This window comes from Corynebacterium sp. HMSC065H09 (assembly GCF_001812845.1).
In the GTDB taxonomy this organism is placed as follows: domain Bacteria; phylum Actinomycetota; class Actinomycetes; order Mycobacteriales; family Mycobacteriaceae; genus Corynebacterium; species Corynebacterium jeikeium_D.
Genome location: NZ_KV810586.1, coordinates 1 through 23,966 on the forward strand (window position 1 = coordinate 1; position 23,966 = coordinate 23,966).

Below are 23,966 nucleotides of genomic sequence, written 5' to 3' on the forward strand. Positions count from 1 at the left end.
TCCCCATTATCGGGGACACTCACAAGGTAACGGGGCATTGGCGCGCTACTACTCGTGAGCCGTTTTTCACCCCTGACGGCCAACCCATCGACTAGCCCCTACAGTGGGGCTTTTTTCATACCTAAAAAGGGAGGAAAAGAGATGACGATTTTCGGTGTCGACGTCTCAGAACACCAAAACGGCATGAGCCTCGCACAAGCCAAGAGCGAAGGTATCAGCTTCGCAATCCTACGGCTGTGTGACGGCACCTACCGCGACAAAGTTTTCCACTCGCACCTCAAAGACGCAGAACGCGCCGGGCTTCTGATTGCGACCTACTGGTACCTGCGCGCACCGTCCGAGGGTACGACGATTGCTCAGCAGGTTGATGTCATCGACCAGCAGATGGGTGGCCGTCGTGACTTGTCGGTGTGGATTGATGTGGAGAGCGTCGCAGGGAACCGGAAACTGCTCACAGAAGCGGACGTGTGGGCGGCTAAACGGGAGCTAGAAAAGCGCGGATACCACGTGCCGGGAATCTATTCCGGCGCGTGGTACTGGGAGAACATGCCCGGTGGCGAGCCGTCAATGTCCGGACTCGGTGCTCTGTGGGGATCCAGCTACGGACGCAACCGAACACTGCCATACCGCGCCGCATACGACGGTGACGGCGGCGACAACCACAGAGGGTGGGACTACCCGCTAGGCAACAAGAAGCCAGACATTCTGCAGTACGGCTCAAATGGCCTCGTCGCTGGCTTCAAGGTTGATGTCAATGCGTATAGGGGAACCATCGACCAACTCAAACTCGTTTTCACAGGCGCACGTGCGACACAGCCTGCGCCTCAGCCGGGACGAGAAAGGAAACCCATGGAAAAGATGCTCGACTACCGGCGTGACCAGATCTGGCAAGACACCGGCTACAACTGTGGCCCTGCGTCGGCTCAAACCATCATCAGAGCCGCCACCGGTGTTCTTCTGCCGGAGGCGACCCTGGCACGTGAGATGGGCACAACGACGCGGGGCACCGACTGGATTGGCCAGATTAAGCCTGTGCTCGACAGGCACGCGCCTGCGGGGAAGTGGGCTTTGGCGGAAATGCCGAATGACCCGCCAACCGGGGCGCAGCGAGACCAGCTGTGGCAGCGAGTCACCGCCAGCATTGATGCCGGTTTCGGTGTGTTGGCCAACATTGTGGCCCCACCGTCGAACTACCCGCGCGCAAGCTACAAGAGTCGTCAGAATCTCGCGTACTCCGGAGGCACGGTCTACCACTACCTGTGCGTGATGGGCTATGCCGTCGATGACGCGGGGCAGCGGCATGTGTGGCTCGCCGATAGCGGCTTTCAGCCCTACGGGTCGTGGGTTACGTTCGAGCAGCTCGCAACGATGATTCCGCCCAAGGGCTATCTGTATTCCACTGTGGTGAAGAAAAAGGAGGCGCCTATGACCGCACCGCTTACGCTCAACACTCCGTGCAAGAGCCATGTTCCTGGCTCGAAGCACATCGCACCACTTGCTGACTACATCATGTATGCGGACGCGGGAGTGTTCGCACTGCGGCAGCAGGTAGGAGAGCTACAGAAGCAAAACGCGGAAGTACTCAAGCAACTCGATGAGCTCAGGCAGCTTGTCGCTAACAATAAGTAAGCACCCCGCCGGGGTGCTTTTTTCATGCCTGCGTCAATACCGGCGCGGGCATTTTTCATACCTCAAAGAAGGAGAAACAATCATGGAAACCATTCGTAATTTCATTCCAGCGTCTGCTCGTGCCAGCTGGTACGCGGTAGCGTCAGCGCTCGTCGCAGCGCTCGTATCCTGGGGCGTCCTGGACGACACCGCAGCACCAGCCATCACCGGTGTCATCATCGCAACCGTCACCCTCATCTTCGCTCTGCTGCACTCTGACACACCATGGCGTCAGGCCGTCTACGGTCTCGCCGCAGCGCTCGGTGTCCTCGGCGTCTACCTCGGCTGGGGCAGCGAAGTGCAGATGGATGCGCTGCTGGCGGTTATTGCCCCGGTTCTCGGCCTGGGAACCGCCGCTGCGACCACCAATGCCGGCGAGTATGTCGGTGAGCACCGGTTGGGCGAGTAGGGGTTGGCGCGGTGACGGAAAAACTGTTCAACCCGCGCCTCATCGCTACGGTCTGGGCAATCTATGCTGCAGCCACCAGCGCCGGATACTACGGGCATTCGGTGACCGCACTCACACCAGTCGAGGCAGCGCTGCCCGCCGGTAGCCCGGCGTTGGCATGGGCGGCCGCATCGCTGCTTCTGGCTATTGGTGCGGCCACTCCGCCGAAAGGGAAGTGGGCTGCGCTTGGCAGAGTCAGCCGAACCGCAGGCATTGCAATCTGCGGGGCGTTGCTGACGATGTGGGCGAGCTCGTATGCGATTGACGCGATTCGCGATGGGTCACGCATGTGGGTGAGCGCGAAGAATTATCTGCTGTTGGCTATTACTGCGGCTGCGTCTGCCACAGTGATGGGGCGAAACCGCTCCCGTGGGGAGGTTGCGTATGGAGATCAACTGGGGAAGCTTAATTAACTCCATTCCGGGAGCTTTGGTCGGCATTATCGTGGCGTGGATTGGCTGGAAGGGCCGTAAAGAAGAGTCGTCGGTGACTTTCAACGGGACGCTTCTGCAGAGCCAGGACAATCGGATTAAGAAGCTTGAGGACAGGCTCGATAGCGTCGAGAGTCGCCTGCGAGACACGGAAGCAATGCTCCGTGTGGAGGAAGACCGGACGCATCTTCTTCGCCGTGGTCTCACGGACGCGATTGATTGGCTACGCGAGTTCATTGACTGGGCGCGTTGTGGTGCGGAGGGTGCTGCTCCGGAGCCGGACCTTGCGAGGCTGACTGGGATTGTGGGAGATTCGCAGGTGTTGCCGACGGCGCGGAACCCGCCGACCGAGGAATAAATCAAGGATCTTTGCCCCGCTGGTTTGAGCTGTTCGGAATTTCCGAACGGTTCGCCAGCGGGGCGTTTTTCATGCCTTGAGTCAGGAAAGAGGGAATCGTAAACAGGTTCGAGCTGCCCGCGATTGCAAAACTGCAGGATTCAGCAGGCAATACGTGGCTCATTTTTGGCTCATTTTTGGCTCAAAAAGTCGCAGAATAGGGCGTAATCAGGCGTAAAGATAAACGCCGATAAACAAGTAAAAACCCGCTACCACCTCGTAAAACGAGAGGTGAGAGCGGGGGTAACAGTTGTGCCCCAGAGAGGAATCGAACCTCCGACACCGGCTTTAGGAGAGCCGTGCTCTATCCACTGAGCTACTAGGGCAATCATCTTCCGGGTAAAACAGCCGTGAAAACACATTCTCGGCGGCCGGAAAATTACTTCATCACTTTAACGCATCTGCGAGCTCTAGTGGCAATTGGGTCCTCGACCTGACACGCAAACATGCAGGAAGCTCGCTATTACCCCCATGTGCTTTTGTGCTCGGCGGTGCCGCCCGGAATCTGGCTAACATGGTTTATAACGAGCGACTTTCTTGCGCTTGCGGTCGCAACAGCGCTACTTATTTTCCGGTCGCTGTTTTGGAGGAGGATGACAATATGATTAAGCCAACTTTCACGGATGTCAACGGTGTCAAGATTAAGTGCTCCATGACCACGGACTCGGACAAGCCGCACCTTTTGGTTTCGCGCATGGAAGATGATGGCTCTTTGACTCCGATTCTGGAGATGAACGTGTACGACTCCAAGTACATGGCCAACGCTTGCGAGATTTACTTGAAGCAGGCCGCTTCGGCTAACCTTCAGGGTTCGATGGCTGGCCTGTCTCCAGATGAGATGGCTGAACAGTTCGGTTACGAGGGAGATCCGACCAATCACTAGTCGAAACGACGCCGCCCGCACTCAGGCCGAGAGCCCTGTATACAGCGGATATGTCGATGTAGACGTCATCGGAATCGGCGCCGGTAGTCCGAGCCACATTACGCTCGAGGCTATCGGCGCTCTTGCTGATGTCGACGTAGTTTTTGCTCTCGACAAGGGTGATGCCAAAGCGGACTTGTTGGCTGCGCGACAGGCGATCGTCGATAAGCATGCGCCGCATGTCGAACTCGTTACCGTTCCCGACCCGCCACGTGACCGCACGCCCGATAACTACGGCGCAGTCGTCCGTGACTGGCATCAGCGCCGTGCAGAGCTGCTTGCCGACGCCTTCGTCGCTCACCTCGGACGAGAGGGCAAGCGCCGCGGTGCGTTCTTGGTCTGGGGTGACCCCTCCTTGTATGACTCAACATTGCGGATTTTGCAGCGCGTCCGCGACCTTGGGCTGGACGTGCGCTCGCGAGTTATCCCCAGTGTGACGGCGATTTCCGCGCTGACCGCAGCGCATGGAGAGTGCCTGAACCAGATTGGTAAGCCGGTATTGATTACCACTGGTCGGCGCCTGGGGGAGCGTGCGCCTGGCATGGATGCGGTGGTGATGCTCGATGGCGGTGCAGCCTGGCTCGAGCACGCGGACCCGGAGGAAGAGATTCTCTGGGGTGCATTCCTGGGAACGGAGCTGGAGACGCTCCGCCGTGGTCGCGTTGGCGACGTCGGCGAAGAGATTGCGGAGCTGAAAAAGAAGCTCCGTGCGGAGCACGGTTGGATTATGGATATCTACCTGCTGCGTTCCGGCGCCTAGGACTGAGCAGTCGCAGCGGTGCCAGTTCGGCTAGCTGACTTTCTTGCCCAAGAAGCCCTCTGCCCATCGGTGGAGGGCTTTTTCGGCGGCTTCGACGCCGTCGGCGACGGTTACCTTGGTGAGGACCTGATCGTCGTTAGGCAACACGCGTGCGGGATCGCCTGCGGGACGGACGGTGATGCTGACGTGGTCGGCATTGATGACCTCGACGGTTGCTAGTGCGAGCATCTCGACGTTCGTCTGCTCAGCAACCGCAAAGCGGTAGGCGGTGTCGTTTTCCCACTCGGTGGTGGAGTTCCGAAGGAACTCGGCGACGGAGTCAGGGGCCAATTCTGTGAGTAATTGGGTTGCGACCGGGGCGTCATCGACGCGGGAATCGTGGCGCAGCGGACGGCAGTAGAAGCGGCCGGCATTTACTTCCATGGGTTCCATACCGTCCACTCTAGACGTCCTGAACAGTGTTTAAGGGCGCCGGGGGAGGGGCTGAAAAGAATCAAGCGGGGCTGGCTGCGAATCCCATCGCAACCAGCCCCGCTTAGAGCTTTAGAACTACTTCAGTTCCATCAGGACATCGCCCTTGCCGACACCTGAGCCAGCCTCGGTAGCCAGACCCGTGACAACGCCGTCCTTGTGAGCCTTGACTGGGTTTTCCATCTTCATGGCCTCAAGGACAACCACGGTGTCACCCTCGGAGACTTCCTGGCCCTCTTCGACGTTGACCTTGATGACGGTGCCCTGCATCGGAGCAACCACAGCGTCACCGGAAGCGGCCTTCTTGGAACCGCCAGCGCGCTTCTTCTTGCTCTTCTTCTTGGCACCAGCGTTGCCGCCGCCCAGAGCCAGGTCGCCCGGCAGGGCTACCTCGACGCGGCGACCGTCGATCTCGACGACAACCTTCTGAGCCGGAACGGTGTCGGTGTCAGCGTCGGAGTCACCGTCGTACGGAGCAATCGGGTTGTCCCATTCCTCTTCAATCCACTTGGTGTAGACGTCAAACTTCTCGCCATCGCCGACAAACGCCGGGTTCTCCACAATGTGGCGGTGGAACGGAATGACCGTTGCCAGGCCCTCAACCTGGTACTCGGACAGAGCACGAGCGGAGCGGCGTAGGGCCTCTTCGCGGGTCTCGCCCCAAACAATCAGCTTGGCCAGCATGGAGTCGAACTGGCCGCCGATGACGTCGCCCTCCTTGATGCCGGTGTCCATGCGGACACCCGGGCCGGACGGTTCGACGTACTTGGTGATGGTGCCCGGAGCCGGCATGAAGTTGCTGCCGGCGTCCTCGCCGTTGATGCGGAACTCGAAAGCGTGACCGCGCATCTCCGGGTCTTCCTTGATGGACAGTTCCTTGCCTTCAGCAATGCGGAACTGCTCGCGGACCAGATCGAGGCCGGTAATTTCCTCGGTGACCGGGTGCTCCACCTGTAGACGAGTGTTGACCTCGAGGAAGTTAATCAGACCGTCAGCGCCAACCAGGTACTCAACGGTGCCCGCACCGTAGTAGCCAGCCTCGCGGCAGATGTCCTTAGCGGACTGGCGCAGGCGCTCATCCTGCTCTGGGGTCAGGAACGGAGCGGGTGCTTCCTCGACGAGCTTCTGGAAACGACGCTGTAGCGAGCAGTCACGGGTGGAGGCGACAACGACGTTGCCGTGCTTATCAGCGAGAACCTGGCACTCGACGTGGCGTGCCTTGTCCAGGTAGCGCTCTACGAAGCACTCACCGCGACCGAAGGCCGCAACGGCCTCACGGGTAGCGGACTCGTAGAGGTCGGCGACCTCTTCCATCTTGTGTGCGACCTTCATGCCGCGGCCACCGCCACCGAAAGCGGCCTTAATGGCGATTGGCAGACCGTGCTCCTTAGCGAACGCGACGACCTCGTCTGCATCCTTAACTGGCTCCTTGGTGCCTGGAGCCATTGGAGCGTCAGCCTTCAGCGCGATGTGACGAGCGGTGACCTTGTCGCCCAGGGCGCGGATGGACTCTGGTGACGGGCCAATCCAGATCAGGCCAGCGTTCTCAACAGCCTCAGCGAAGTCGCCGTTCTCCGACAGGAAGCCGTATCCCGGGTGGATGGCATTAGCGCCGGACTTCTTTGCGGCGTCCAGAATCTTGTCGAAAACTAGGTAGGACTCAGCGGAAGTGGTGCCACCGAGAGCAAAAGCCTCATCCGCCATGGTCACGAAAGGAGCGTCCGCATCCGGCTCAGCGTAAACGGCGACGGAAGGAATGCCGGCGTCCTTCGCAGCGCGAATAACGCGAACGGCAATCTCGCCACGGTTGGCGACGAGAACCTTCGTGATTTTTTCAGTGGTCTGCTCGGACACGAAATCCTCCATTTTTCGTGGGCACCCCGAGAATTGGCCCTCGGGGCAAGGTTGCGACAGTCATTTGTAGGAATCACAAGCAGCACTGCAGTTAACTGAGTGGTGAACCGCAATGCGGTTCACCACGCGGTAGCTAACAGCGTGTGACCCAATGTCTCCATTGTGTCACAGGTGCGGTAAGCAACCTCTTTTTGCTCGCTACATAAGGGGGTAGGGATTGTGGTCTTGAGCAGCGTTCAAGTGGTCATGGGGGCAGCTGAAGTGGCTATTTTCCGCCCAAAAACCTAGGTTTGTGGTTAAAATTATCACCCAAGAGTGCAAGAGCCGCCCCCTTGATTGGGGGCGGCAGGGGGAAACTAAATCTCCGGTGTAGCGTCAGCCGCTGACGCTGGAAAAACGGTGGGGGAAGCGCCCACCGGTTGCGTCGATCGCCTACAGGCTTCCCGGCTCCGAACCGTGGGCAATGGGCATGCCAATCATATTGCCCCACTCAACCCACGAGCCGTCGTAGTTGCGAACATTCTCGTGGCCGAGCAGGTGGTGCAGTACAAACCAGGTGTGCGCGGAGCGCTCGCCGATGCGGCAGTAGACAATCGCCTCATCTTCAAATTGGACGTGCGCGTAAATCTGCTCGAGCTCTTCGCGATCGCGGAAACGCGAGTTCGGGTGAACGGACTGATTCCATGGAATGTTTACCGCGGTTGGAATGTGGCCACCACGCAGGACGCCTTCCTGTGGGTAATCGACCATGTGGGTTCGTGCACCGGCATACTCCTCCGGAGTGCGCACGTCGATAATCGGAGCCTTTCCAATGAGCTCACGTGTATCGCTGAAGTAGGCGCGCAGTGTCTTGTCGTCGCGCTCGACGACAGGGTAGTCAGTGCGTGGGTAATTGGGGACCTCGAAGCTCGTGTCTCGTTCTTCAGTCATCCAGGCATCGCGGCCACCGTTAAGCAGGCGCACGTCGGGATGCCCAAAAAGCTCGAAGACCCAGAGTGTGTAGGCGGCCCACCAGTTGGACTTGTCGCCGTAGATTACGACGGTGTCATCGCGCGAGATGCCCTTCTCGCGCATGAGCTCGGCAAAGCCTTCGGCGTCGATATAGTCGCGGCGCACGGGATCGTTAAGGTCGTGATGCCAGTCGATGCGAACCGCGCCCGGAATATGTCCAATGTCGTAGAGCAGTGAGTCCTCGTCGGATTCAACAACGCGCAGACCGGGAGAGCCCAGTCGGGCAGCAAGCCAGGAGCTAGAGACGAGGCGCTCAGGGTGGGCGTACTGCTGGAACTGGGGGTGCGGGTCGTGCGGAACAGCCATCGGATACTCCCTTGGCGCAAGTTGGGTGGGTGGGACTTTCTGACGTTTATCGTCAATTGCATATCTAGTTTACGGGTCGCGTGGCGAACGGCGGAATAGTCCCCAGTGTGAGCGCTTTCCGACGGCAACAATTGCGTCCGCGGCCACCCTGGGATACGCCTCACAGTTGGGGGTAAAAGCAGTGTTTTCAGCGCGCTTGGAGTCCAGGTAGTGCCCTAAAATTTAGCTGAGAGTTAGCGCAAAAACTGTGTTGATTCGTATCACTGGAAAATGGGCTGAAATGGGCTATCTGCCTGGGTATTCGCTGCGTTACGGAGACAATTGAGTGCCGGAAGTCCATGTATTTTCTTAAAAGGAGTGCCTGTGCACAAGAACATTGTTGTATTCGAGATCGAGGGCGGCTCGGACAAGTACTTCGACGGACACCGCAAGGACACCATGCCAATCGTCAACGCTATCCGCGAAGCCGGTTGGTCCGCTGAGGTCGTCTACTACCGACCGGAGTGGAAGGACGACCTGTACGACTACGTCTCCCAGAACTTCGACGGCTACATCTCCCGCGTAAACCCGGGCAACATCCCGGGTGGTGAGAGGGGCTACTTCGAGCTTCTGACCAGTCTCTCGGTCGCTGGTTTGGTTGGTATGTCCACCCCGGGCGAAATGATGGCCTACGGCGCAAAGGACGCACTGGTCAAGCTCAAGGACACCGACCTGGTTCCGTCTGACACCGCTGCATACTACGACGTCGAGGCATTCCACAGCACTTTCCCGACCTCCCTGTCCTACGGCGAGCGCGTCCTCAAGCAGAACCGTGGCTCCACCGGATCTGGCATTTGGCGCGTGCGTATCGCTGACGAAGAGGTTGCTAAGAACGTTGAGCCGGGCACCCCGCTGCCGCTGAACACCAAGCTGAAGTGCACCGAGGCCGTGGACAACCACACCGAGACTCGCGAGCTCGGCGAGTTCATGGATTTCTGCGACCAGTACATCATCGGCGATAACGGCATGCTCGTGGACATGCGCTTCATGCCGCGCATCACCGAAGGCGAAATTCGCATTCTGCTGGTCGGTCCGCACCCGGTCTTCGTGGTTCACAAGAAGCCGGCCGAGGGCGGCGACGCTTTCTCCGCAACCTTGTTCTCTGGCGCGAAGTACACCTACAACAAGCCGGAAGAGTGGCAGGACCTCATCGACATGTTTGCTGAGGCTCGCCCGGTCATTGCCGAGAACCTCGGTGGCGACAATATCCCGCTAATCTGGACCGCTGATTTCATGCTGGCAGACGGCGAGAACGGCGAGGACACCTACGTTCTCGGCGAGATCAACTGCTCCTGTGTCGGCTTCACCTCCGAGCTGGATATGGGTATTCAGGAGCTTGTTGCTCAGGAGGCCATCAAGCGCGTTGAGGCTGCTAACAAGTAGTCTCAACAGCTAAGAAAACCGCACCAATTTGGTGCGGTTTTTGCTTTACGACGTCCTTGCGATGCCTACCGATTCCAGAACTGGGAGACCGAATAGCCGTAGCGATACAGAGCTCGGCGCACGACAGGTAGCGACAGTCCGATCACACTGGATGAGTCGCCATTGATGCCATCGACAAACCAGCCGCCTAGAGCCTCCAAAGTAAACGCGCCAGCGCACTTCAGCGGCTCGCCCGTCGCAGCGTAGGCACGGATGTCCTCTTCTGGGACTTCAGCGAAATCGAGGGAAGTAATCGCCACCTCAAGGTGCTCGCCCTTTGGTGTCACGACACAGTGACCAGTAATCAGCTCAGCCGTCCGGCCACTCTGTTGATGCCAGCGCTCAATGGTCTTTTCTTCCGTGTGGGGCTTGCCCTGCAACTGCCCGTCGAGAAGCAGCATTGAATCCCCGCCAATGACAATGTCATTGGGGTAGGCCGGAGAGGCAGCGTGTGCCTTGGCCTGTGCGAGTTCCTCGACGATGCGTACCGGCGATGCGTCCGGAAGGGCTGTGATTACGGCATCCTCGTCGACGTTGGGCGCTACTGTGATGGGCTCGATGCCTGCAGAGCGCAGAATGTGCAGTCGCGAAGGGGAAGTGGAAGCCAAGACGATTCGGGGGCTGCTCATAGTTAGTGATTTTAGTGAGGGCGGAATCGTAAAGCCTAATTTTTGTGGCAAACATGCGTGGGGTTGGCCCGATTGTAAGAACAGGCAGATTTTTTTAGATGGCAGCTGCCTTCTAGTGATGTAAAGTAAAGTGGACATCAAGTTAAAGAAAGTACACAGATGAGTGGGGAAGAACGTTCGAACCAGGTCAGGAGATACCGACGCTGGTTGGAGCTGAGCCAAGCGGATTTAGCCGCGAAGGTGGAGGTCTCGCGGCAAACCATTGCAAATATCGAGCGGGGAAATTACTCGCCTTCGGTGTATTTGGCGTTGCGTATCTGCAAGGTACTGGGAAAAACAGTCGAAGAAATTTTTGGTGAGGAAGGATACTGACAATGTCCTATGCGGATGTCGTAATTGAACGCAACAGCGCCACGGTGGACGATGAGTATCAGCAGATGTTGCTGCATAAGTCCTACACGTACGGGTTCACAATGATGATGTGGGCTAATTACGTGCTTGCAACGGTACTGATTTGGCTCATTCCAGAGCCAAAGATGGTGGGCGTGACAGTGGCAATCATCTTGATGCCGCTGGTTGGACTCCTGTTTTCGCAGCGGTGGTTGCGACGTCAAGTGCCAATGCCGAAGATTAATGGTCTTACAAAAGGCGAGATTGCAGCACTCGTAGCCGTCATTGGGCTGTGGCTGATTGGTTTTATCAGAGTGCAAATGCTCTCTGAGGCAAGCGCTGGTGGGGCACTATCGGAATCGTGGGGATTCATTGCCGGCGCTGTGGTGGGTGCTGCCATCGGTCTGGCGTTTGTGTATTTCCTGTTCAAGGTGGTGTGGCCGGTAGCTCGCAACCGTGATCAGCGTCGGCTGGACCGGGAGCTCGATGACGAGTTTGATGGCGAGTCGCTGGGTGAACAGCGCTAGTAATAAGCAGTGGTCAAGGCTAAGGCAGTAACAAAAACCAAAGCGCCACCATCGGAAAACCCGATGGTGGCGCTTTGTGCTAGCGAATCGACGCAGCTAGCGTGCGGTAACGACTACGCGGTAAGCGGTAGCTGTACTAGTAGAAATGGACGTTGCGGAACGTGCCCGGTACGTGCTGGTGCGGCTGGTGGAAACCCTCTTCCAGCCGACCCCAGTTGTTGCGCGGGCCGCGGTCCTCTGGGGCACCGCCGGCTGCTGCCATACCTGCGAACAAAAGCGCGAGCGTGGCGGTTTCAGCGTCTGACGGGTTGCCCTTGAGGACGGACATGAACGGTGCAGCCGGGGCTGTAGCGGCGTCCTTGTCTTCGGTTGCTGGGGTGTTTTTGGAATCGGTCACAGCGGAATGTTCCCATGCTTCTTGGCGGGTACGTTAACAACCTTGCGATCCAGCAGACGCAGACCCTCGATGATCTGGCCGCGGGTCTCGCTCGGCGGGATAACGGCGTCGATGAAGCCGCGCTCAGCAGCCATGTACGGGTTGACCAGGGTGGCCTCGTACTCTGCCTCGTACTCCTTCTGCAGTGCGACGACATCCTTGCCCTCGGCCGCAGCAGCCTTGAGCTCCTTGCGGTAGATGAAGCCGACAGCGCCGGAAGCACCCATGACCGCAATCTGAGCGGTCGGCCATGCCAGGTTGATGTCAGCGCCCATGTCCTTGGAGCCCATCACACAGTAAGCTCCGCCGTAGGCCTTACGGGTGATGACGGTAATCTTCGGGACGGTGGCCTCAGCATATGCGTACAGCAGCTTGGCGCCACGGCGGATGATGCCGTCGAACTCTTGGTTGGTGCCCGGCAGGAAGCCTGGAACGTCAACCAGCATGATGATCGGAATGTTGAAGGCGTCACAGGTGCGGACGAAGCGAGCCGCCTTCTCGGATGCCTTGATGTCGAGGCAGCCAGCGAACTGAATCGGCTGGTTGGCGACGAAACCGACCGAGCGACCCTCCACGCGACCGAAGCCGATGACCACGTTCTGTGCGTAGTCCTCCTGAATTTCCAGGAAGTCCTCGTCGTCGACCAGACGGGTGATGACGTCCTTGATGTCGTACGGCTGGTTTGGGGAGTCCGGAATCAGCGTGTCGAGCTCGAGGTCAGTCTCAGTGATGTTGTCAGCGATGGAGCCCTCGAACGGCTCAGCCTCCATGCGAGGAGCCTCAGCGCGGTTGTTGGACGGCAGGTAGCTGACTAATTCCTGAACGAAAGTCAGAGCGTCTTCGTCATCAGCGGCGGTGTAGTGCGAAGTACCGGAGGTGCTCATGTGAGTACCAGCGCCACCCAGCTCTTCCTGTGTGACCTCTTCGCCAGTGACGGTCTTAATAACGTCCGGGCCGGTGATGAACATCTTGGAAGTGCCATCGACCATGACAATGAAGTCGGTCAGAGCCGGGGAGTAGACGTGGCCACCAGCGCAGGCGCCCATGATCAGGGAGATCTGTGGGATAACACCAGAAGCCTGGGTGTTTCGGAAGAAAATCTGGGAGTAGAGGCCGAGGGAAACAACGCCCTCTTGGATGCGGGCACCAGCACCCTCGTTGATGCCGATAATTGGGACACCGGTCTTGATGGCCAAATCCATGATCTTGACAATCTTTTCACCGTAGACTTCACCGAGCGCGCCACCGAAGATGGCGCCGTCCTGCGAGAAGACACAGACCTGGCGGCCATCGATGGTGCCGTAGCCTGTCACAACACCGTCAGTGACAGGGCGCTTGGCGTCGAGGCCGAAGTTCTTGGAGCGGTGACGTGCGAGAGCGTCAACCTCCACGAACGAGCCCTCGTCCAAGAGGAACTCGATGCGCTCACGAGCGGTCATCTTGCCCTTGTCGTGGACGCGGTCAATGCTGGCCTGGCCCATTGGAGCCTGGGTCTCTGCGAGACGGGCTCGCAGATCGGCCAGCTTTCCAGCAGTAGTGGTCAAATCCGGGGTTTCACCGGTTGATGTATTTGCGGCAGTCGTCATACCAACTAGTTTACGTTTCGAAAACGGGGGGAGGTAGTTGGGGGCAATCGCTGTTAACAAAAGTAGGGGTAATGACTAGCTCGTTGTACAGCAAAAAGCCTGCTCTTACAGTGGAATATTGCCGTGCTTGCGCGCAGGCCACGGTACTTTCTTTGAAGTTAGAAGGCGCAGATTTTTTATCACTCGAGTTCGTGTCTCGGAGGGGAGGATGACTTCATCAATTAACCCCCGTTCGGCGGCACGATAAGGCGTGAGCATGTGTTGCTCGTATCCCATTTCCAGTTCAGCAATGAGTTCTTTCACACTCTCGGGAGTGCCAAATCTATCGGCCGCTGGGTCTGCTGCGAGAGCTGCTTCGGTGGCGGTTCGAATCTCGGCACGATGGAGGAAGCGTACTGCGCCTGAGGCGCCCATCACGGCGATCTGTGCCGTCGGCCAAGCCAGATTTACATCCGCGCCGAGCCCCTTTGATCCCATCACGCAATACGCGCCGCCATAGGCTTTGCGCATGGTGACGGTGATTTTAGGAACGGTTGCTTCTGCATACGCATAGAGCAATTTAGCGCCACGGCGCAGAATTCCCTGGTGTTCTTGATTTGAACCGGGGAGAAAGCCGGGTACGTCTACGAGAAAGACGAGTGGAATGTTGAAACAATCGCAGGTTCGGACGAATCGCGCGGCCTTCTCCGCTGCATCGATATCTAGGCAGCCCGCGAATTCCATGGGCTGATTAGCGACAAACCCAACAGATTGACCGTTGAGACGGCCAAGGCCAATCACGACATTGGCTGCTCGGTTTTCCTGGATTTCCAGGAACTCCGCATCGTCGCAAAGCGCGTAGATGACTTCGTGCACGTCGTACGGCGTGGATGGGCTGTCGGGAATGAGACTGTCGAGGGTGCGATCGGTGTCGGTGATTTCGTCACTGGCATCGGAATCCCAGCTGGGCGCGGGGGAGGTTGTGTTGTTGGGGAGGTAGTCGAGCAAATCGCAGACCCAGTCGAGTCCATCCTGCTCGCTAGCGGCGGTGTAGTGGGAGTTTCCGGCGATCTCCATATGGGTGTCGGCGCCGCCGAGCTCGTGCTGGCTGATTTTTTCGCCTGTGACTGTTTCGATTACGTCAGGGCCGGTGACGAACATACGGGAGTTTTCCTCCACCATGACAACGAAGTCCGTCAGTGCTGGGGAGTAGGCATTTCCGCCCGCGCAGGCGCCAAAAATGACTGAAATCTGCGGAATGACGCCGCTGGCGCGAACGTTGTGGTGGAACGTCTGGGCAATAAAGTCCAGTGAGACTGCGCCATCTTGGATGCGGGCGCCGGCACCTTCGTACATGCCAATAAGGGGGCGGCCGGTAGTGATGGCAAGTTCCTGAATCTTGACCATCTTTTCGCCGTAGACCTCTCCGAGTGCACCACCGAAGATTGTGCCGTCCTGAGAGAAGATGCAGACCTCACGGCCGTCTATGGTTCCCCAGCCGGTGATGATTCCGTCGGTCGCGGGGCGTTTGGCTTCCATCCCAAATGCGGTAGTGCGGTGGCGGGCTAGCGCATCAAATTCGACAAAAGATCCTTCGTCCAGCAGGTAGTCAATGCGCTCGCGGGCATTCATGCGCTCAGTCAGTTTGAGCTTGTCGTAGCCCCGCGACCCCATCGGAGTCAGTGCAGCAGTGCGTCGGCGTAGAAGGTCTTCATTGAGGAAAGCGGTGGTGTGTTGCTCCGCCGCCAAACGTGAGGAAATAGTCATGTTATGGAATGTAGTGTTTGGGAAGGAAAATAGTAAAGCAGGCGAGCTGTGATGATTCTCACGCTGTAGAGCTCTTGAGAAAGGTCACGACTCAGTGAATCCGGCCATGGCGCTAGACTGCTGTGCATGACCAACCCCAGGATTGTTGCTTCCCGCAAGCCTCTTGACGCCACGCGTGTGCGCGCAGCCGCGCCGGGCTGGAATTCCATTGAGGTTGTCGAAACCACTGGTTCGACCAACGCTGATCTTCGGAAACAGGCGGCACTGGGGCAGGTGGCAGATCTCAGTGCGCTTATCGCCTCGGAGCAGACCGCAGGTCGCGGTCGACTGAGTCGTAGTTGGACGGCCCCGAAGGGTGCGTCCATTGCACTCAGCGCGCTGCTGCGCCCGGAAGGGCTCGCACCCGAGCAACTGGGTCTGTTGCCGTTAGTCGCGGGCCTCGCAGTTGTCGATGCTGTTGTGGAAGTTGCGGGTCTTGCGCCTGAACGCGTTTCCCTGAAGTGGCCGAACGATGTCCTGGTTGACGGTCGTAAGCTCTGCGGAATTCTGGTGGAGGCCGCGTCGCTGACACCGCCAATTCTCATTCCGGGAATCGGCGTCAACGTTTCCCTGCAGGAAGATGAGCTGCCGGTGCCACACGCCATTTCGCTATACCTGGCGGGAGCGGAAAACCTCGACCGCGACGACATCTCCGCTGGTGTGCTGCGTGCGCTGGGACGTCGTCAAGCGCAGTGGCGAAAGGGCGATGCGGAGCTGCTGCGGGACTACGAGGCGGTGTGCGCGACCATCGGTTCGAACGTGCGCGTGGAGTTGCCGGGGGATCGCGTGCTGGTGGGCAAGGCGGTTGGCGTGCGTGCCGACGGCGAATTGATCGTCACCGATGAAGCTGGCACAAGTCACTTTGTTGCGGCCGGTGACGTGTTCCATGTTCGTGCCACTGACGGCGGCTATGCGTCCCCGCAGGCTGATTCGGAGCGGGGGTAGTGCTGTATGACCTTTCCCGATGATGAGTTGGACACGCGCGAGGCAATTCTGCTGGACACCAATCCAACTTTTGGTCGGCTGGTGTGGCCGCTCTTGGAACTCATGGTTATCACGGGCGTCTGCTGGTTGCTGATTGGTTTTATCGACGGCCCTGCGATTGCTCCGGGAGATCTGCAAGGTGTGCGTCAGCTGCTGCTCTTCGCGTGGCTGGGGCTTATTCTCTGGCGCGTCGTTCGTCCGGTACTAAGTTGGTTGGGGGAGCGGTTCGTACTAACTGATAGGCGAATTATTCTGCGCCGTGGCATTCTGCGCCCGCAGGTGGTCTCGATTGATCTGCGTTCGGTACGTGCGGTCAATCGCAAGGGCGGCGTGCTGTATCTGCACACCCGCAGTTTCGGCCCGCCGCTGGCTGTGGAAGATATTCCCAGCTCTCGTAAGGTGGCTAAGTTGGTCTCCCGGTTGACTTAGAATTTTGGGTCATAACCTACAATCAGGGGTGTGATTGCTTCGGATACCCCTGAAAACTCCACTAATTCCACTTCTAATTCCGCTGCAGCGCTAACTGCTGCGCAGCATCCCGCGCATGCTGATGGCGTGCCGGTTGTGGCGGTGATTGGTGACGGTCAGCTGGCTCGTATGATGCAGACTGAGGCCATTGAGCTGGGACAGTCCATCCGTTTGCTCGCCGGTTCGCCGGATGCTTCCGCAGCGCAGGTGTGTGCGGACGTTATCATCGGCGACTACCACGTCTGGGAAGATGTTGAGCGCGCTGTCGCCGGTGCGCAGGCCGTGACTTTCGACCATGAGCACGTTCCCACCGAATTCCTCAACAAGCTGACCGAGATGGGCTACTCGGTTCAGCCTCAGCCGTCGGCGTTGCTGTACGCGCAGGATAAGCTGCTGATGCGCCAGCGCCTGGAGGAACTGGGCGCTCCAGTACCTGCCTACGCTGCAATTGAGTCCGCCGAGGATGCCGAAGCATTCTTCGACCGCGTTGACGGTGCCGTCTGCCTGAAGGCTCGCCGCGGCGGTTACGACGGTCACGGCGTGTGGTTCCCGAAGGACCGCGAGAATCTGCGCACGCTTGTCGACGAGCTGTTGGGCAAAGATGTGCCGCTGATGGCCGAGCGGAAGGTCGCGCTGGTTCGTGAGTTGTCGGCCATGTGTGCGCGCACGCCGTCGGGCGAGGTCAAGGCCTGGCCGGTCCTCGAGTCCGTGCAGCGTGACGGCATCTGTGTTGAGGCAATCTGCCCGGCGCCAGGGCTTGCCGACGACCTTGCGAGAGCGGCCGAAAAGCTCAGTGTGACCATCGCTTCCGAGCTGGGAGTAACCGGCGCGCTGGCAGTTGAGCTGTTCGAAACCGTCGATGCTGACGGCAATCCGGAGATTTTTGTCAACGAGTTGGCCATGCGGCCACACAACACTGGTCACTGGTCGCAGGACGGCTGTGAGACCAGCCAGTTTGAGCAGCACCTGCGTGCAGTTGCTGACATGCCACTGGGTTCCACTCGCCCGACTGCGCCGGTGACGGTAATGGTCAATACGCTCGGTGGCGATGAGGCCTCGGATGTACCTATTTCACAGCGTTTTGCTGAGGTATGGCGTCGTTTCCCATCAGCGAAGATTCACTGGTACGGGAAGGATTGGCGCCCTGGACGTAAGCTGGGGCACGTCAACCTGTGCGGCTACGACGCAAGCCCGGAAGGCATCGCGGAGACCCGGCGGGTTGCCAACCTCGCTGCTGGCTACATCGTCGATGGCGTGTGGGCAGACGGCTACACCGCATAGGTGGCTGGCGCTGTATAAGAATTAGATTGCTATCTCAAGGAGACAACATTGGCTGAAGCAAACCAGGTGGCAAGCCCGAAGTTGGCCAACGTAACCGGTCCGCTGGTCGGTCTGATTATGGGGTCGGACTCGGATTGGCCGACCATGGAGCCCGCAGCGGAGGTCTTGGCTGAGTTCGGAATTCCCTTTGAGGTAGGTGTGGTCTCTGCACACCGCACTCCGGAACGCATGATTGACTACGCAAAGTCCGCCGCTGACAAGGGGCTGCGCTGCATTATCGCTGGCGCCGGTGGTGCAGCACACCTGCCGGGCATGGTTGCGTCGGCCACTCCGCTGCCGGTTATCGGCGTGCCACGCGCGTTGGAGAACCTGGAGGGCGTCGATTCCCTGCTGTCAATCGTTCAGATGCCGGGCGGCGTTCCGGTGGCAACCGTCGGTGTGGGCGGCGCTAAGAACGCTGGCCTGCTGGCTGTGCGTATTCTCTCGGCCGGTTACCCGGAGCTCATTGTGGCGATGGAGAACTACCAGGCCAACATGCGCGATCAGGTCCTGGAAAAGGACGAGCGTCTGCGCAAGAAGCTGATGGGTGAGTAGGGCGCGCAACCAGCCCCGAACTACCCGCGCATATGAACTGCGGGGTAGTGGAACGTGTCCGGGTCGGCGGTCTCCCAGGCTTCGGCCCAGTTGTGGAAGCGAGTTCCGCTCAGCAGCTCGCCTGGCTGCAGCCAGTTGTAGAGCTCCGCGTAGGTCTCACCGACCTGCTCATTGGTGCGCCGCAGCAGGTGGGACGGCCCCAGCTCAGAGAAGCTATTCAGGCCCATCGATGCCAACAGGCTAGCTGCTTCCGCGACCGTGGCATTGTGATAGTTGGCCACACGCTGACCCTTGTCGTCGACATCCAGGGCCTTCCACAGGCTCGGATCCTGGGTAGCCACACCCACCGGGCAGGTGTTTGTATGACATAGCTGAGATTGGATACAGCCGGTGGCCATCATCATGCCGCGAGCCGAGTTCACAAAGTCAGCACCGATGCACATGCGCTTCACAATATCGAAGCCAGTAATGACCTTGCCGGACGCACCGAGCTTAATGCGATCTCGCAGACCGGCACCTACGAGCGCGTTATGGACGAGAATCAGGCCGTCGGTAAGCGGCAGGCCAACGCGGTCGGAGTATTCCAGCGGTGCAGCACCGGTGCCGCCTTCAGCGCCGTCGACGATGATGAAGTCCGGGGTGATGTTCTCTTCCAGCATGGCCTTGCACACGGCGAGGAACTCAAGCTGGGAGCCAACACACAGCTTGAAACCGACCGGCTTGCCACCGTTGAGCTCGCGCATGGTGCCCATAAACCGAACAAGTTCACGCGGGGTGGAGTAGACGCGGTGGTACGGCGGGCTCATCACACCCTTGCCAACTGGTACGTGGCGAGTAGCCGCGATTTCCTCATTGACCTTGTGACCTGGCAGCATGCCGCCGAGTCCAGGCTTTGCGCCCTGGCTAACCTTCAGATAGGTTGCCTTGACCTGCGGAATCTTAGCCTTTTCGCGGAAGAGCTCCGGATCGAAGTCGCCATCCTCGGTACGCGCACCGAAGTAACCGGAACCCAGCTGCCAATAGAGGTCGGCACCATACTTCAAATGGTAAGGGCTGATAGCGCCCTCGCCGGTGTCCTGTACGAAGTTGCCCAGCTTCGCGCCCTTATTCATTGCCATGACAGCGTTAGGGGACAGAGAGCCGAAACTCATGGCTGAGATGTTGAAGATAGACGCTGAGTACGGCTGGGCGCAGTCCGGACCGCCAATATCTACGCGCGGATCCTCGATGACGTGCTGGCTCGGCGCCATCGAGTGGCGGACGTACTCGTAGCCGGGCGCATTAATCTTTCGCTCAGTACCGAATGACTTCTTCGAGGACAGCCCCTTCGCACGCTCGTAGACCACGGTACGGGTATCGCGGTCGAATGGAGCGCCGTCGAAGTTGCGTTCGATGAAGTACTGCTGCATCTCAGGGCGAATGGTCTCACCCATGTAGCGCAGATGGCCGATGACCGGGAAGTTCCGCAAGATGGAGTGCTTCCTCTGAAGCATGTCATAGATAGCCACAACATCCAGGAAGAGGATGAAGGCCATCAGAATCCACCACCATGGGCTCAGATCCCATACAGCCAGTGCGCCCAAGACGTTGATGAGGGCGAGAATCGCAAGAATATATGGTCGGGTAATCACGGTTTCCAGGTTATCGCGACTACTTAGAGCGCTTCTCGACGGGACAGCTGCGACTAAATCACACGGGCTTTTTCGGCCGTAGAAATAGCAGTGACACGCTCGCTATCGCCACCGCGCACGACGACGGCAGCACCTCCACGAACCCAAGCCGACAGCACATTACATGCCCATTTATCTGCGGTGACCTGTGAAGAATCAGGCACCAGCCAGCCGTCGGAAACGACGCGGGAACCGGGCGTGAGCTGCATCTCGTCCGCATAATCGCCAGCAGATGAAAGCAGTTCTGCAGCCGACTTTTCCCCAATAACGGGGGTTTGGTCGGAGTCCGGGCCTGCGCCTAGATATGCGTCTGGGTGGAAACGAACTTCCGGACCAAAGTCAATGACTCCCGGTGGAATATCATCACCGCATTCCACGACACCGCGGCCAAAGGGATCGTCGGTAAGCACTGCGAGGTAGGCATCTGGGAACTTCTCTTCCCACGTGCTGACGTTGCTGACAGTGGTGAATACGACCAGCGGCTCCTCATCGCTAACGGTGACGCCAGCACGCTCGCAGCCCAGGATGATGCAGGCGGACTGCCAAATCAACGGCAAGTCAATCCATACTTGGTCTCCGGCGACGAGGTCGAACTCATCGTGCAGCATGTTGGCGATCTTGCTGGCCCAGTTGTCCAGAGTTTGGGCCGATAGATCAGTACGACCGCCGGTAGTTTCGTCATAACAGGTCAAACGAGGCACGGACGGGTCGGCCTCGAGAAGTGTCTTCAGAATCTCCACGCCTCCAAGGGTAACGAGATTCTCTCCAGGCCGTCGGGAAGAGTCCCCTAACTCAACAGCAGGGTGAACAAAAGGACCGTCGGCAAGCAGGCGATTGTCGTAATCACGCCACAATCGCGCGCCTGTTCAAGGTTCCGGCCGAAACGGGAGGCGAAGGTGTAGACGTTCTGGGCTGTCGGCAGGCCGGCGATAATCACAGCTGCCAGCAGCGCATGCCCGCTGAGACCAAAGACAAAATGGCCGAACAGGAGAGCCAGCGCGGGGTGCAGGAAAAGCTTCAGCGTAGACGCCACCACGACGGCGCGACGAGGGGAGCGGCCGGCTTCCATAAACGGCATGCCATGCAAACTAATACCGAAGGCCAAAAGTGCCATTGGCACCGCGGCCTGCCCCAATAGCCCCACTGGATGCGCTACGAACTGAGGTAGTTTGATAGCAAACGCATTAACCGCAAGTCCCACCATCGCCGCCAGAAAGATCGGGTTCTTCAGCGGTGCCATGATGACATTGCGCGGTCGGAAATGGCCGCGGTTAGTGAGGATTTCCAGCACGGTCATGGAAGCGGGCGCATAGAAGGCAATCTGAAAGATAAGGGCTGGGACGACGGCGGTAGCGTCGTGAAGCACTGCGACAGCGATGGGCACGCCGAGATTAGCGACGTTGTTGTAACTCGACGACATCGCGCCGACCACAGCATCGGCGCCGCGCTGTTTGAACATGGGTGCCACAAAGATCCGGTAAAACGCCGCCGTGCCAAGCGCCGACAGTGCCGCGACGCCAAACGCCGAACCGAAGATGCTCGCCGAATCCGCCGTCGCGAGCGTGTGCGCGAGCATGCACGGCATCGCAATCCAGAACACGACCATATTCAGGGTAAAAGATGCCCGCTTATCGACGATCTCACTGCGCCCAAACAACCAGCCAACAATGATCAGTACTGCGACGGAACCAAAGCCGGTGAATATTTCGGTGAGAGCGGGCATAAGTGCATATTTTAGACAATAAAAAACGGACCCAATCCAATCCCCTTGGTGGGGAAGGACTGAGTCCGTTTTACGCTGTTATCGCATGTATCGTCATGCGGCCAGCGCGTAAATAAGGCCTTTCGGCGGGTATTCGAATGATCGGCTCCCGCCGACCAGCCATCTTTAGCGGCTGGTGAACGGCAGGAGTGCCATCTCGCGGGCGTTCTTCACAGCGGTAGCGACCTGGCGCTGCTGCTGCGGAGTCAGACCGGTGACGCGGCGGGAACGAATCTTGCCACGGTCAGAGATGAACTGGCGGAGCAGGTTAATGTCCTTGTAATCAACCTTCTCAACGCCTGCGGCCTTGAGCGGGTTCTTCTTCGGGCGGCGGGACTGCTCCATCCGCGCCTTCTTGTTAGAGTGATTGCGCTTCATTGGTGCTCCTCGACTTACCAGCTGGACTTACGGACGCCCGGGAGTTCGCCACGGTGGGCCATCTCACGAACGCGGACACGGGACAGACCGAACTTGCGGAGGTAGCCGCGCGGGCGACCATCTGCAGCGTCACGGTTGCGGACGCGAATCGGGGACGCGTCACGCGGCTGACGGTTCAGCTCGTACTGTGCGTCCATGCGCTCTTCGTCAGTGGAGTGCGGGGACTTGATGATGCGCTTCAGTTCAGCGCGACGTTCTGCATAACGAGCGACGATTTCCTTGCGCTGCTCGTTCTTGGCAATCTTGGACTTCTTAGCCATGAATTAGCGCTCCTCGCGGAATTCGACGTGCTTGCGGACAACCGGATCGTACTTCTTAATGGTGATACGGTCCGGGGTATTGCGCTTGTTCTTACGGGTCACGTAGGTGTAACCGGTGCCCGCAGTGGACTTCAGCTTGATGATTGGACGAATGTCATTACGTGCCATTTTTTAGATCTTCTCCCCACGTGCACGAATCTGAGCAACAACAGCCTCGATACCGTACTTGTCGATGGTCTTCAGACCCTTCGGGGACACATTCAGAGTGATGTGACGCCCCTCAGAGGCGAGGTAGAACTTCTTACGCTGCACGTTGGGGTTCCAACGGCGCGACGTGCGCCGGTGGGAGTGGGACACGGTCTTGCCGAAAGACGGCTTGCGTCCCGTAACCTGGCAAATCGCCGACATAGGGATTCCTTTGCTTCCTTGCCGCCCAATGCCGACATCACTGGTGCGCCACGCCGGACTATTGAATAACCGAGGAATCCACCTGGCCTTTTCCGGGGCGCTGCCCACTGACACTCGACGCTGAGCGCGTAAACGAATAACTAGACAACAGCGAGAGAACAGTTTACACACGAGTTGCGGGATAACCTAATCGCTGTTCCACTGTGGTTTTCTCGGTGCGACTCTCGAGTGTCGTCATAGAGTTCGTGCTTGTCGACGGGCGTTAGTGCAGGGCCCTTTTTTAATTTTCGGGCTCGAGCCTGTAATATTCCATCGAGTGTCACATGCCGGTTTATAGAAATATTGACCCGGTGCGTGTCATTGTAAGTCGTGTTCGTACCCAACTCAGGCACGATTCTCTCACTCTTAGCTGGGGGAAAGCGACCTGAAGTTCAATCCTGAGGGAAACGAGAATTAATGAAGAAGGACATCCATCCTGATTACCACCCGGTGGTTTTCAAGGACGCAGGCACGGGTCACTCTTTCCTTACCCGTTCCACCGCCACCTCCGACCGCACTGTCGAGTGGGAAGACGGTAACGAGTACCCGCTGATCGTCGTTGACGTCACCAGCGAGTCGCACCCGTTCTGGACCGGTGCTCAGCGTGTCATGGACACCGCTGGTCGCGTCGAGAAGTTCCAGCGCCGTTACGGTAACCGCATTCGCCGCGCGAAGAAGAACTAAGAATAGGAGGGGAATAAGAAAATGGCAGTACCAAAGCGTCGCATGTCGCGTGCTAACACCCGCGCTCGCCGTTCCCAGTGGAAGAGCAACAACGTCGCTCTCCAGGAAGTCAAGGTAAACGGTCGCGTCTACAACGTTCCTCGTCGCATCGCCAAGGCTGTTCAGCTCGGCCTGGTTGACGTCGAGAAGTTCTAACGCGCATCTTTTAGGATGCTGACAACGTTCCTCGCTGAACCGAAGAGCGCTTCGAGCGCCCAGAGCGCGTTCAGTGTGTAAGGAACAGTTGATAAAGAGCT

The 23,966-nt window shown here is 58.5% G+C and carries 29 protein-coding genes and 1 tRNA gene; 15 read left to right on the plus strand and 15 right to left on the minus strand.

Features of this window, described 5'->3' with window-relative positions:
- Nucleotides 1-141 precede the first annotated feature (141 nt).
- The 4 genes from HMPREF2878_RS11470 to HMPREF2878_RS05595 all read left to right on the plus strand — a co-directional run bounded on the left by HMPREF2878_RS11470 (nucleotide 142) and on the right by HMPREF2878_RS05595 (nucleotide 2,905).
- Entirely contained in the window at nucleotides 142-1,629 is a 1,488-nt protein-coding gene (locus HMPREF2878_RS11470; RefSeq protein ID WP_083310824.1) for a GH25 family lysozyme, read from the plus strand.
- 82 nt (nucleotides 1,630-1,711) lie between these two features.
- The gene (locus tag HMPREF2878_RS05585; RefSeq protein WP_070437662.1) at nucleotides 1,712-2,077 is read left to right on the plus strand and encodes a phage holin; all 366 of its coding nucleotides are present in this window, start codon (nucleotides 1,712-1,714) and stop codon (nucleotides 2,075-2,077) included.
- Nucleotides 2,078-2,088: 11 nt separating this feature from the next.
- Entirely contained in the window at nucleotides 2,089-2,529 is a 441-nt protein-coding gene (locus HMPREF2878_RS05590; RefSeq protein WP_048731073.1) for a hypothetical protein, read from the plus strand.
- A complete protein-coding gene (locus HMPREF2878_RS05595) occupies nucleotides 2,501-2,905 on the plus strand; it encodes a hypothetical protein (protein WP_141753115.1) in 405 nt (134 codons plus the stop codon). Before HMPREF2878_RS05590 ends, HMPREF2878_RS05595 begins: the two co-directional genes overlap by 29 nt.
- 292 nt (nucleotides 2,906-3,197) lie before the next feature.
- On the opposite strand, the gene HMPREF2878_RS05600 is transcribed toward HMPREF2878_RS05595, so the two are convergent.
- Nucleotides 3,198-3,270 (minus strand) — tRNA-Arg (locus HMPREF2878_RS05600).
- Between the two features lie 275 nt (nucleotides 3,271-3,545).
- Here HMPREF2878_RS05600 and HMPREF2878_RS05605 point away from each other — a divergent pair.
- Nucleotides 3,546-3,827: a cg0963 family protein gene (locus HMPREF2878_RS05605; RefSeq protein WP_016423292.1), complete on the plus strand. Its 282-nt coding sequence runs from the start codon at nucleotides 3,546-3,548 to the stop codon at nucleotides 3,825-3,827.
- Nucleotides 3,778-4,626 carry a precorrin-6A synthase (deacetylating) gene (gene cobF / locus HMPREF2878_RS05610; protein WP_016423291.1) on the plus strand — a complete coding sequence of 283 codons (849 nt, stop codon included), beginning with the start codon at nucleotides 3,778-3,780 and terminating at the stop codon, nucleotides 4,624-4,626. The genes HMPREF2878_RS05605 and cobF overlap by 50 nt, the downstream gene beginning before the upstream one ends.
- A gap of 30 nt (nucleotides 4,627-4,656) precedes the next feature.
- Here the strand turns inward: cobF and HMPREF2878_RS05615 are convergent, their stop codons facing one another.
- The 3 genes from HMPREF2878_RS05615 to HMPREF2878_RS05625 form a co-directional block, all read right to left on the minus strand.
- Nucleotides 4,657-5,058, minus strand: coding sequence for a hypothetical protein (locus HMPREF2878_RS05615; protein WP_042388876.1), 402 nt, complete (start codon nucleotides 5,056-5,058; stop codon nucleotides 4,657-4,659).
- Between the two features lie 117 nt (nucleotides 5,059-5,175).
- On the minus strand, nucleotides 5,176-6,963 hold the full coding sequence (locus HMPREF2878_RS05620; RefSeq protein WP_042388874.1) for an acetyl/propionyl/methylcrotonyl-CoA carboxylase subunit alpha: 1,788 nt from the start codon (nucleotides 6,961-6,963) through the stop codon (nucleotides 5,176-5,178).
- A gap of 420 nt (nucleotides 6,964-7,383) precedes the next feature.
- Nucleotides 7,384-8,268 carry a sulfurtransferase gene (locus tag HMPREF2878_RS05625; RefSeq protein WP_049189714.1) on the minus strand — a complete coding sequence of 295 codons (885 nt, stop codon included), beginning with the start codon at nucleotides 8,266-8,268 and terminating at the stop codon, nucleotides 7,384-7,386.
- Nucleotides 8,269-8,631: 363 nt separating this feature from the next.
- Here HMPREF2878_RS05625 and HMPREF2878_RS05630 point away from each other — a divergent pair, with 363 nt between their 5' ends.
- The gene (locus HMPREF2878_RS05630; RefSeq protein WP_016423287.1) at nucleotides 8,632-9,690 is read left to right on the plus strand and encodes a Cj0069 family protein; all 1,059 of its coding nucleotides are present in this window, start codon (nucleotides 8,632-8,634) and stop codon (nucleotides 9,688-9,690) included.
- Nucleotides 9,691-9,755: 65 nt separating this feature from the next.
- Here the strand turns inward: HMPREF2878_RS05630 and HMPREF2878_RS05635 are convergent, their stop codons facing one another.
- Nucleotides 9,756-10,358 carry a Maf family protein gene (locus HMPREF2878_RS05635; protein ID WP_016423286.1) on the minus strand — a complete coding sequence of 201 codons (603 nt, stop codon included), beginning with the start codon at nucleotides 10,356-10,358 and terminating at the stop codon, nucleotides 9,756-9,758.
- A 159-nt stretch (nucleotides 10,359-10,517) separates the two neighbouring features.
- Here HMPREF2878_RS05635 and HMPREF2878_RS05640 point away from each other — a divergent pair, with 159 nt between their 5' ends.
- Both HMPREF2878_RS05640 and HMPREF2878_RS05645 read left to right on the plus strand, forming a co-directional pair.
- Nucleotides 10,518-10,730, plus strand: a complete 213-nt coding sequence (locus HMPREF2878_RS05640) for a helix-turn-helix transcriptional regulator (protein ID WP_048733637.1) — start codon at nucleotides 10,518-10,520, stop codon at nucleotides 10,728-10,730.
- 2 nt (nucleotides 10,731-10,732) lie between these two features.
- Complete coding sequence (locus HMPREF2878_RS05645) at nucleotides 10,733-11,275, plus strand: hypothetical protein (protein ID WP_049193052.1); 543 nt, start codon at nucleotides 10,733-10,735, stop codon at nucleotides 11,273-11,275.
- A gap of 136 nt (nucleotides 11,276-11,411) precedes the next feature.
- Here HMPREF2878_RS05645 and HMPREF2878_RS05650 read toward each other — a convergent pair whose 3' ends face one another.
- The 3 genes from HMPREF2878_RS05650 to HMPREF2878_RS05660 form a co-directional block, all read right to left on the minus strand.
- Nucleotides 11,412-11,672, minus strand: a complete 261-nt coding sequence (locus tag HMPREF2878_RS05650) for an acyl-CoA carboxylase epsilon subunit (protein WP_016423284.1) — start codon at nucleotides 11,670-11,672, stop codon at nucleotides 11,412-11,414.
- Nucleotides 11,669-13,297, minus strand: coding sequence for an acyl-CoA carboxylase subunit beta (locus HMPREF2878_RS05655; RefSeq protein WP_016423283.1), 1,629 nt, complete (start codon nucleotides 13,295-13,297; stop codon nucleotides 11,669-11,671). Before HMPREF2878_RS05655 ends, HMPREF2878_RS05650 begins: the two co-directional genes overlap by 4 nt.
- Before the next feature lie 105 nt (nucleotides 13,298-13,402).
- Nucleotides 13,403-15,043, minus strand: a complete 1,641-nt coding sequence (locus HMPREF2878_RS05660; protein ID WP_049171320.1) for an acyl-CoA carboxylase subunit beta — start codon at nucleotides 15,041-15,043, stop codon at nucleotides 13,403-13,405.
- 126 nt (nucleotides 15,044-15,169) lie between these two features.
- On the opposite strand from HMPREF2878_RS05660, the gene HMPREF2878_RS05665 reads away from it, so the two are divergent.
- The 4 genes from HMPREF2878_RS05665 to purE all read left to right on the plus strand — a co-directional run bounded on the left by HMPREF2878_RS05665 (nucleotide 15,170) and on the right by purE (nucleotide 18,409).
- On the plus strand, nucleotides 15,170-16,027 hold the full coding sequence (locus HMPREF2878_RS05665) for a biotin--[acetyl-CoA-carboxylase] ligase (RefSeq protein WP_049171316.1): 858 nt from the start codon (nucleotides 15,170-15,172) through the stop codon (nucleotides 16,025-16,027).
- Between the two features lie 6 nt (nucleotides 16,028-16,033).
- Complete coding sequence (locus tag HMPREF2878_RS05670; RefSeq protein ID WP_049171313.1) at nucleotides 16,034-16,495, plus strand: YdbT family protein; 462 nt, start codon at nucleotides 16,034-16,036, stop codon at nucleotides 16,493-16,495.
- A 30-nt stretch (nucleotides 16,496-16,525) separates the two neighbouring features.
- The gene (locus HMPREF2878_RS05675; protein ID WP_080969567.1) at nucleotides 16,526-17,815 is read left to right on the plus strand and encodes a 5-(carboxyamino)imidazole ribonucleotide synthase; all 1,290 of its coding nucleotides are present in this window, start codon (nucleotides 16,526-16,528) and stop codon (nucleotides 17,813-17,815) included.
- Between the two features lie 117 nt (nucleotides 17,816-17,932).
- Nucleotides 17,933-18,409 (plus strand): 5-(carboxyamino)imidazole ribonucleotide mutase, encoded by a 477-nt coding sequence (gene purE, locus HMPREF2878_RS05680; protein ID WP_049171375.1) that lies wholly within the window; start codon nucleotides 17,933-17,935, stop codon nucleotides 18,407-18,409.
- A 20-nt stretch (nucleotides 18,410-18,429) separates the two neighbouring features.
- On the opposite strand, the gene HMPREF2878_RS05685 is transcribed toward purE, so the two are convergent.
- From HMPREF2878_RS05685 to rpmB, 7 genes are all read right to left on the minus strand, one after another.
- A complete protein-coding gene (locus tag HMPREF2878_RS05685) occupies nucleotides 18,430-20,040 on the minus strand; it encodes an FMN-binding glutamate synthase family protein (protein WP_049171310.1) in 1,611 nt (536 codons plus the stop codon).
- 53 nt (nucleotides 20,041-20,093) lie between these two features.
- On the minus strand, nucleotides 20,094-20,819 hold the full coding sequence (locus HMPREF2878_RS05690) for a TIGR03089 family protein (protein WP_049171307.1): 726 nt from the start codon (nucleotides 20,817-20,819) through the stop codon (nucleotides 20,094-20,096).
- 47 nt (nucleotides 20,820-20,866) lie between these two features.
- Nucleotides 20,867-21,802 carry an AEC family transporter gene (locus HMPREF2878_RS05695; protein WP_049189712.1) on the minus strand — a complete coding sequence of 312 codons (936 nt, stop codon included), beginning with the start codon at nucleotides 21,800-21,802 and terminating at the stop codon, nucleotides 20,867-20,869.
- Between the two features lie 165 nt (nucleotides 21,803-21,967).
- Nucleotides 21,968-22,219: a 30S ribosomal protein S18 gene (rpsR, locus tag HMPREF2878_RS05700; protein ID WP_005511410.1), complete on the minus strand. Its 252-nt coding sequence runs from the start codon at nucleotides 22,217-22,219 to the stop codon at nucleotides 21,968-21,970.
- Between the two features lie 14 nt (nucleotides 22,220-22,233).
- Nucleotides 22,234-22,539: a 30S ribosomal protein S14 gene (gene rpsN, locus HMPREF2878_RS05705; RefSeq protein WP_005511414.1), complete on the minus strand. Its 306-nt coding sequence runs from the start codon at nucleotides 22,537-22,539 to the stop codon at nucleotides 22,234-22,236.
- 3 nt (nucleotides 22,540-22,542) lie between these two features.
- Nucleotides 22,543-22,707, minus strand: coding sequence for a 50S ribosomal protein L33 (rpmG, locus tag HMPREF2878_RS05710; RefSeq protein WP_005511413.1), 165 nt, complete (start codon nucleotides 22,705-22,707; stop codon nucleotides 22,543-22,545).
- A 3-nt stretch (nucleotides 22,708-22,710) separates the two neighbouring features.
- The gene (rpmB, locus tag HMPREF2878_RS05715; protein ID WP_016423274.1) at nucleotides 22,711-22,947 is read right to left on the minus strand and encodes a 50S ribosomal protein L28; all 237 of its coding nucleotides are present in this window, start codon (nucleotides 22,945-22,947) and stop codon (nucleotides 22,711-22,713) included.
- A 456-nt stretch (nucleotides 22,948-23,403) separates the two neighbouring features.
- Between rpmB and HMPREF2878_RS05720 the strand changes: the two genes are divergently transcribed.
- Nucleotides 23,404-23,670, plus strand: coding sequence for a type B 50S ribosomal protein L31 (locus HMPREF2878_RS05720; protein WP_005511390.1), 267 nt, complete (start codon nucleotides 23,404-23,406; stop codon nucleotides 23,668-23,670).
- A 21-nt stretch (nucleotides 23,671-23,691) separates the two neighbouring features.
- Nucleotides 23,692-23,865 (plus strand): 50S ribosomal protein L32, encoded by a 174-nt coding sequence (rpmF, locus tag HMPREF2878_RS05725; RefSeq protein ID WP_005511439.1) that lies wholly within the window; start codon nucleotides 23,692-23,694, stop codon nucleotides 23,863-23,865.
- Nucleotides 23,866-23,966 lie beyond the last annotated feature (101 nt).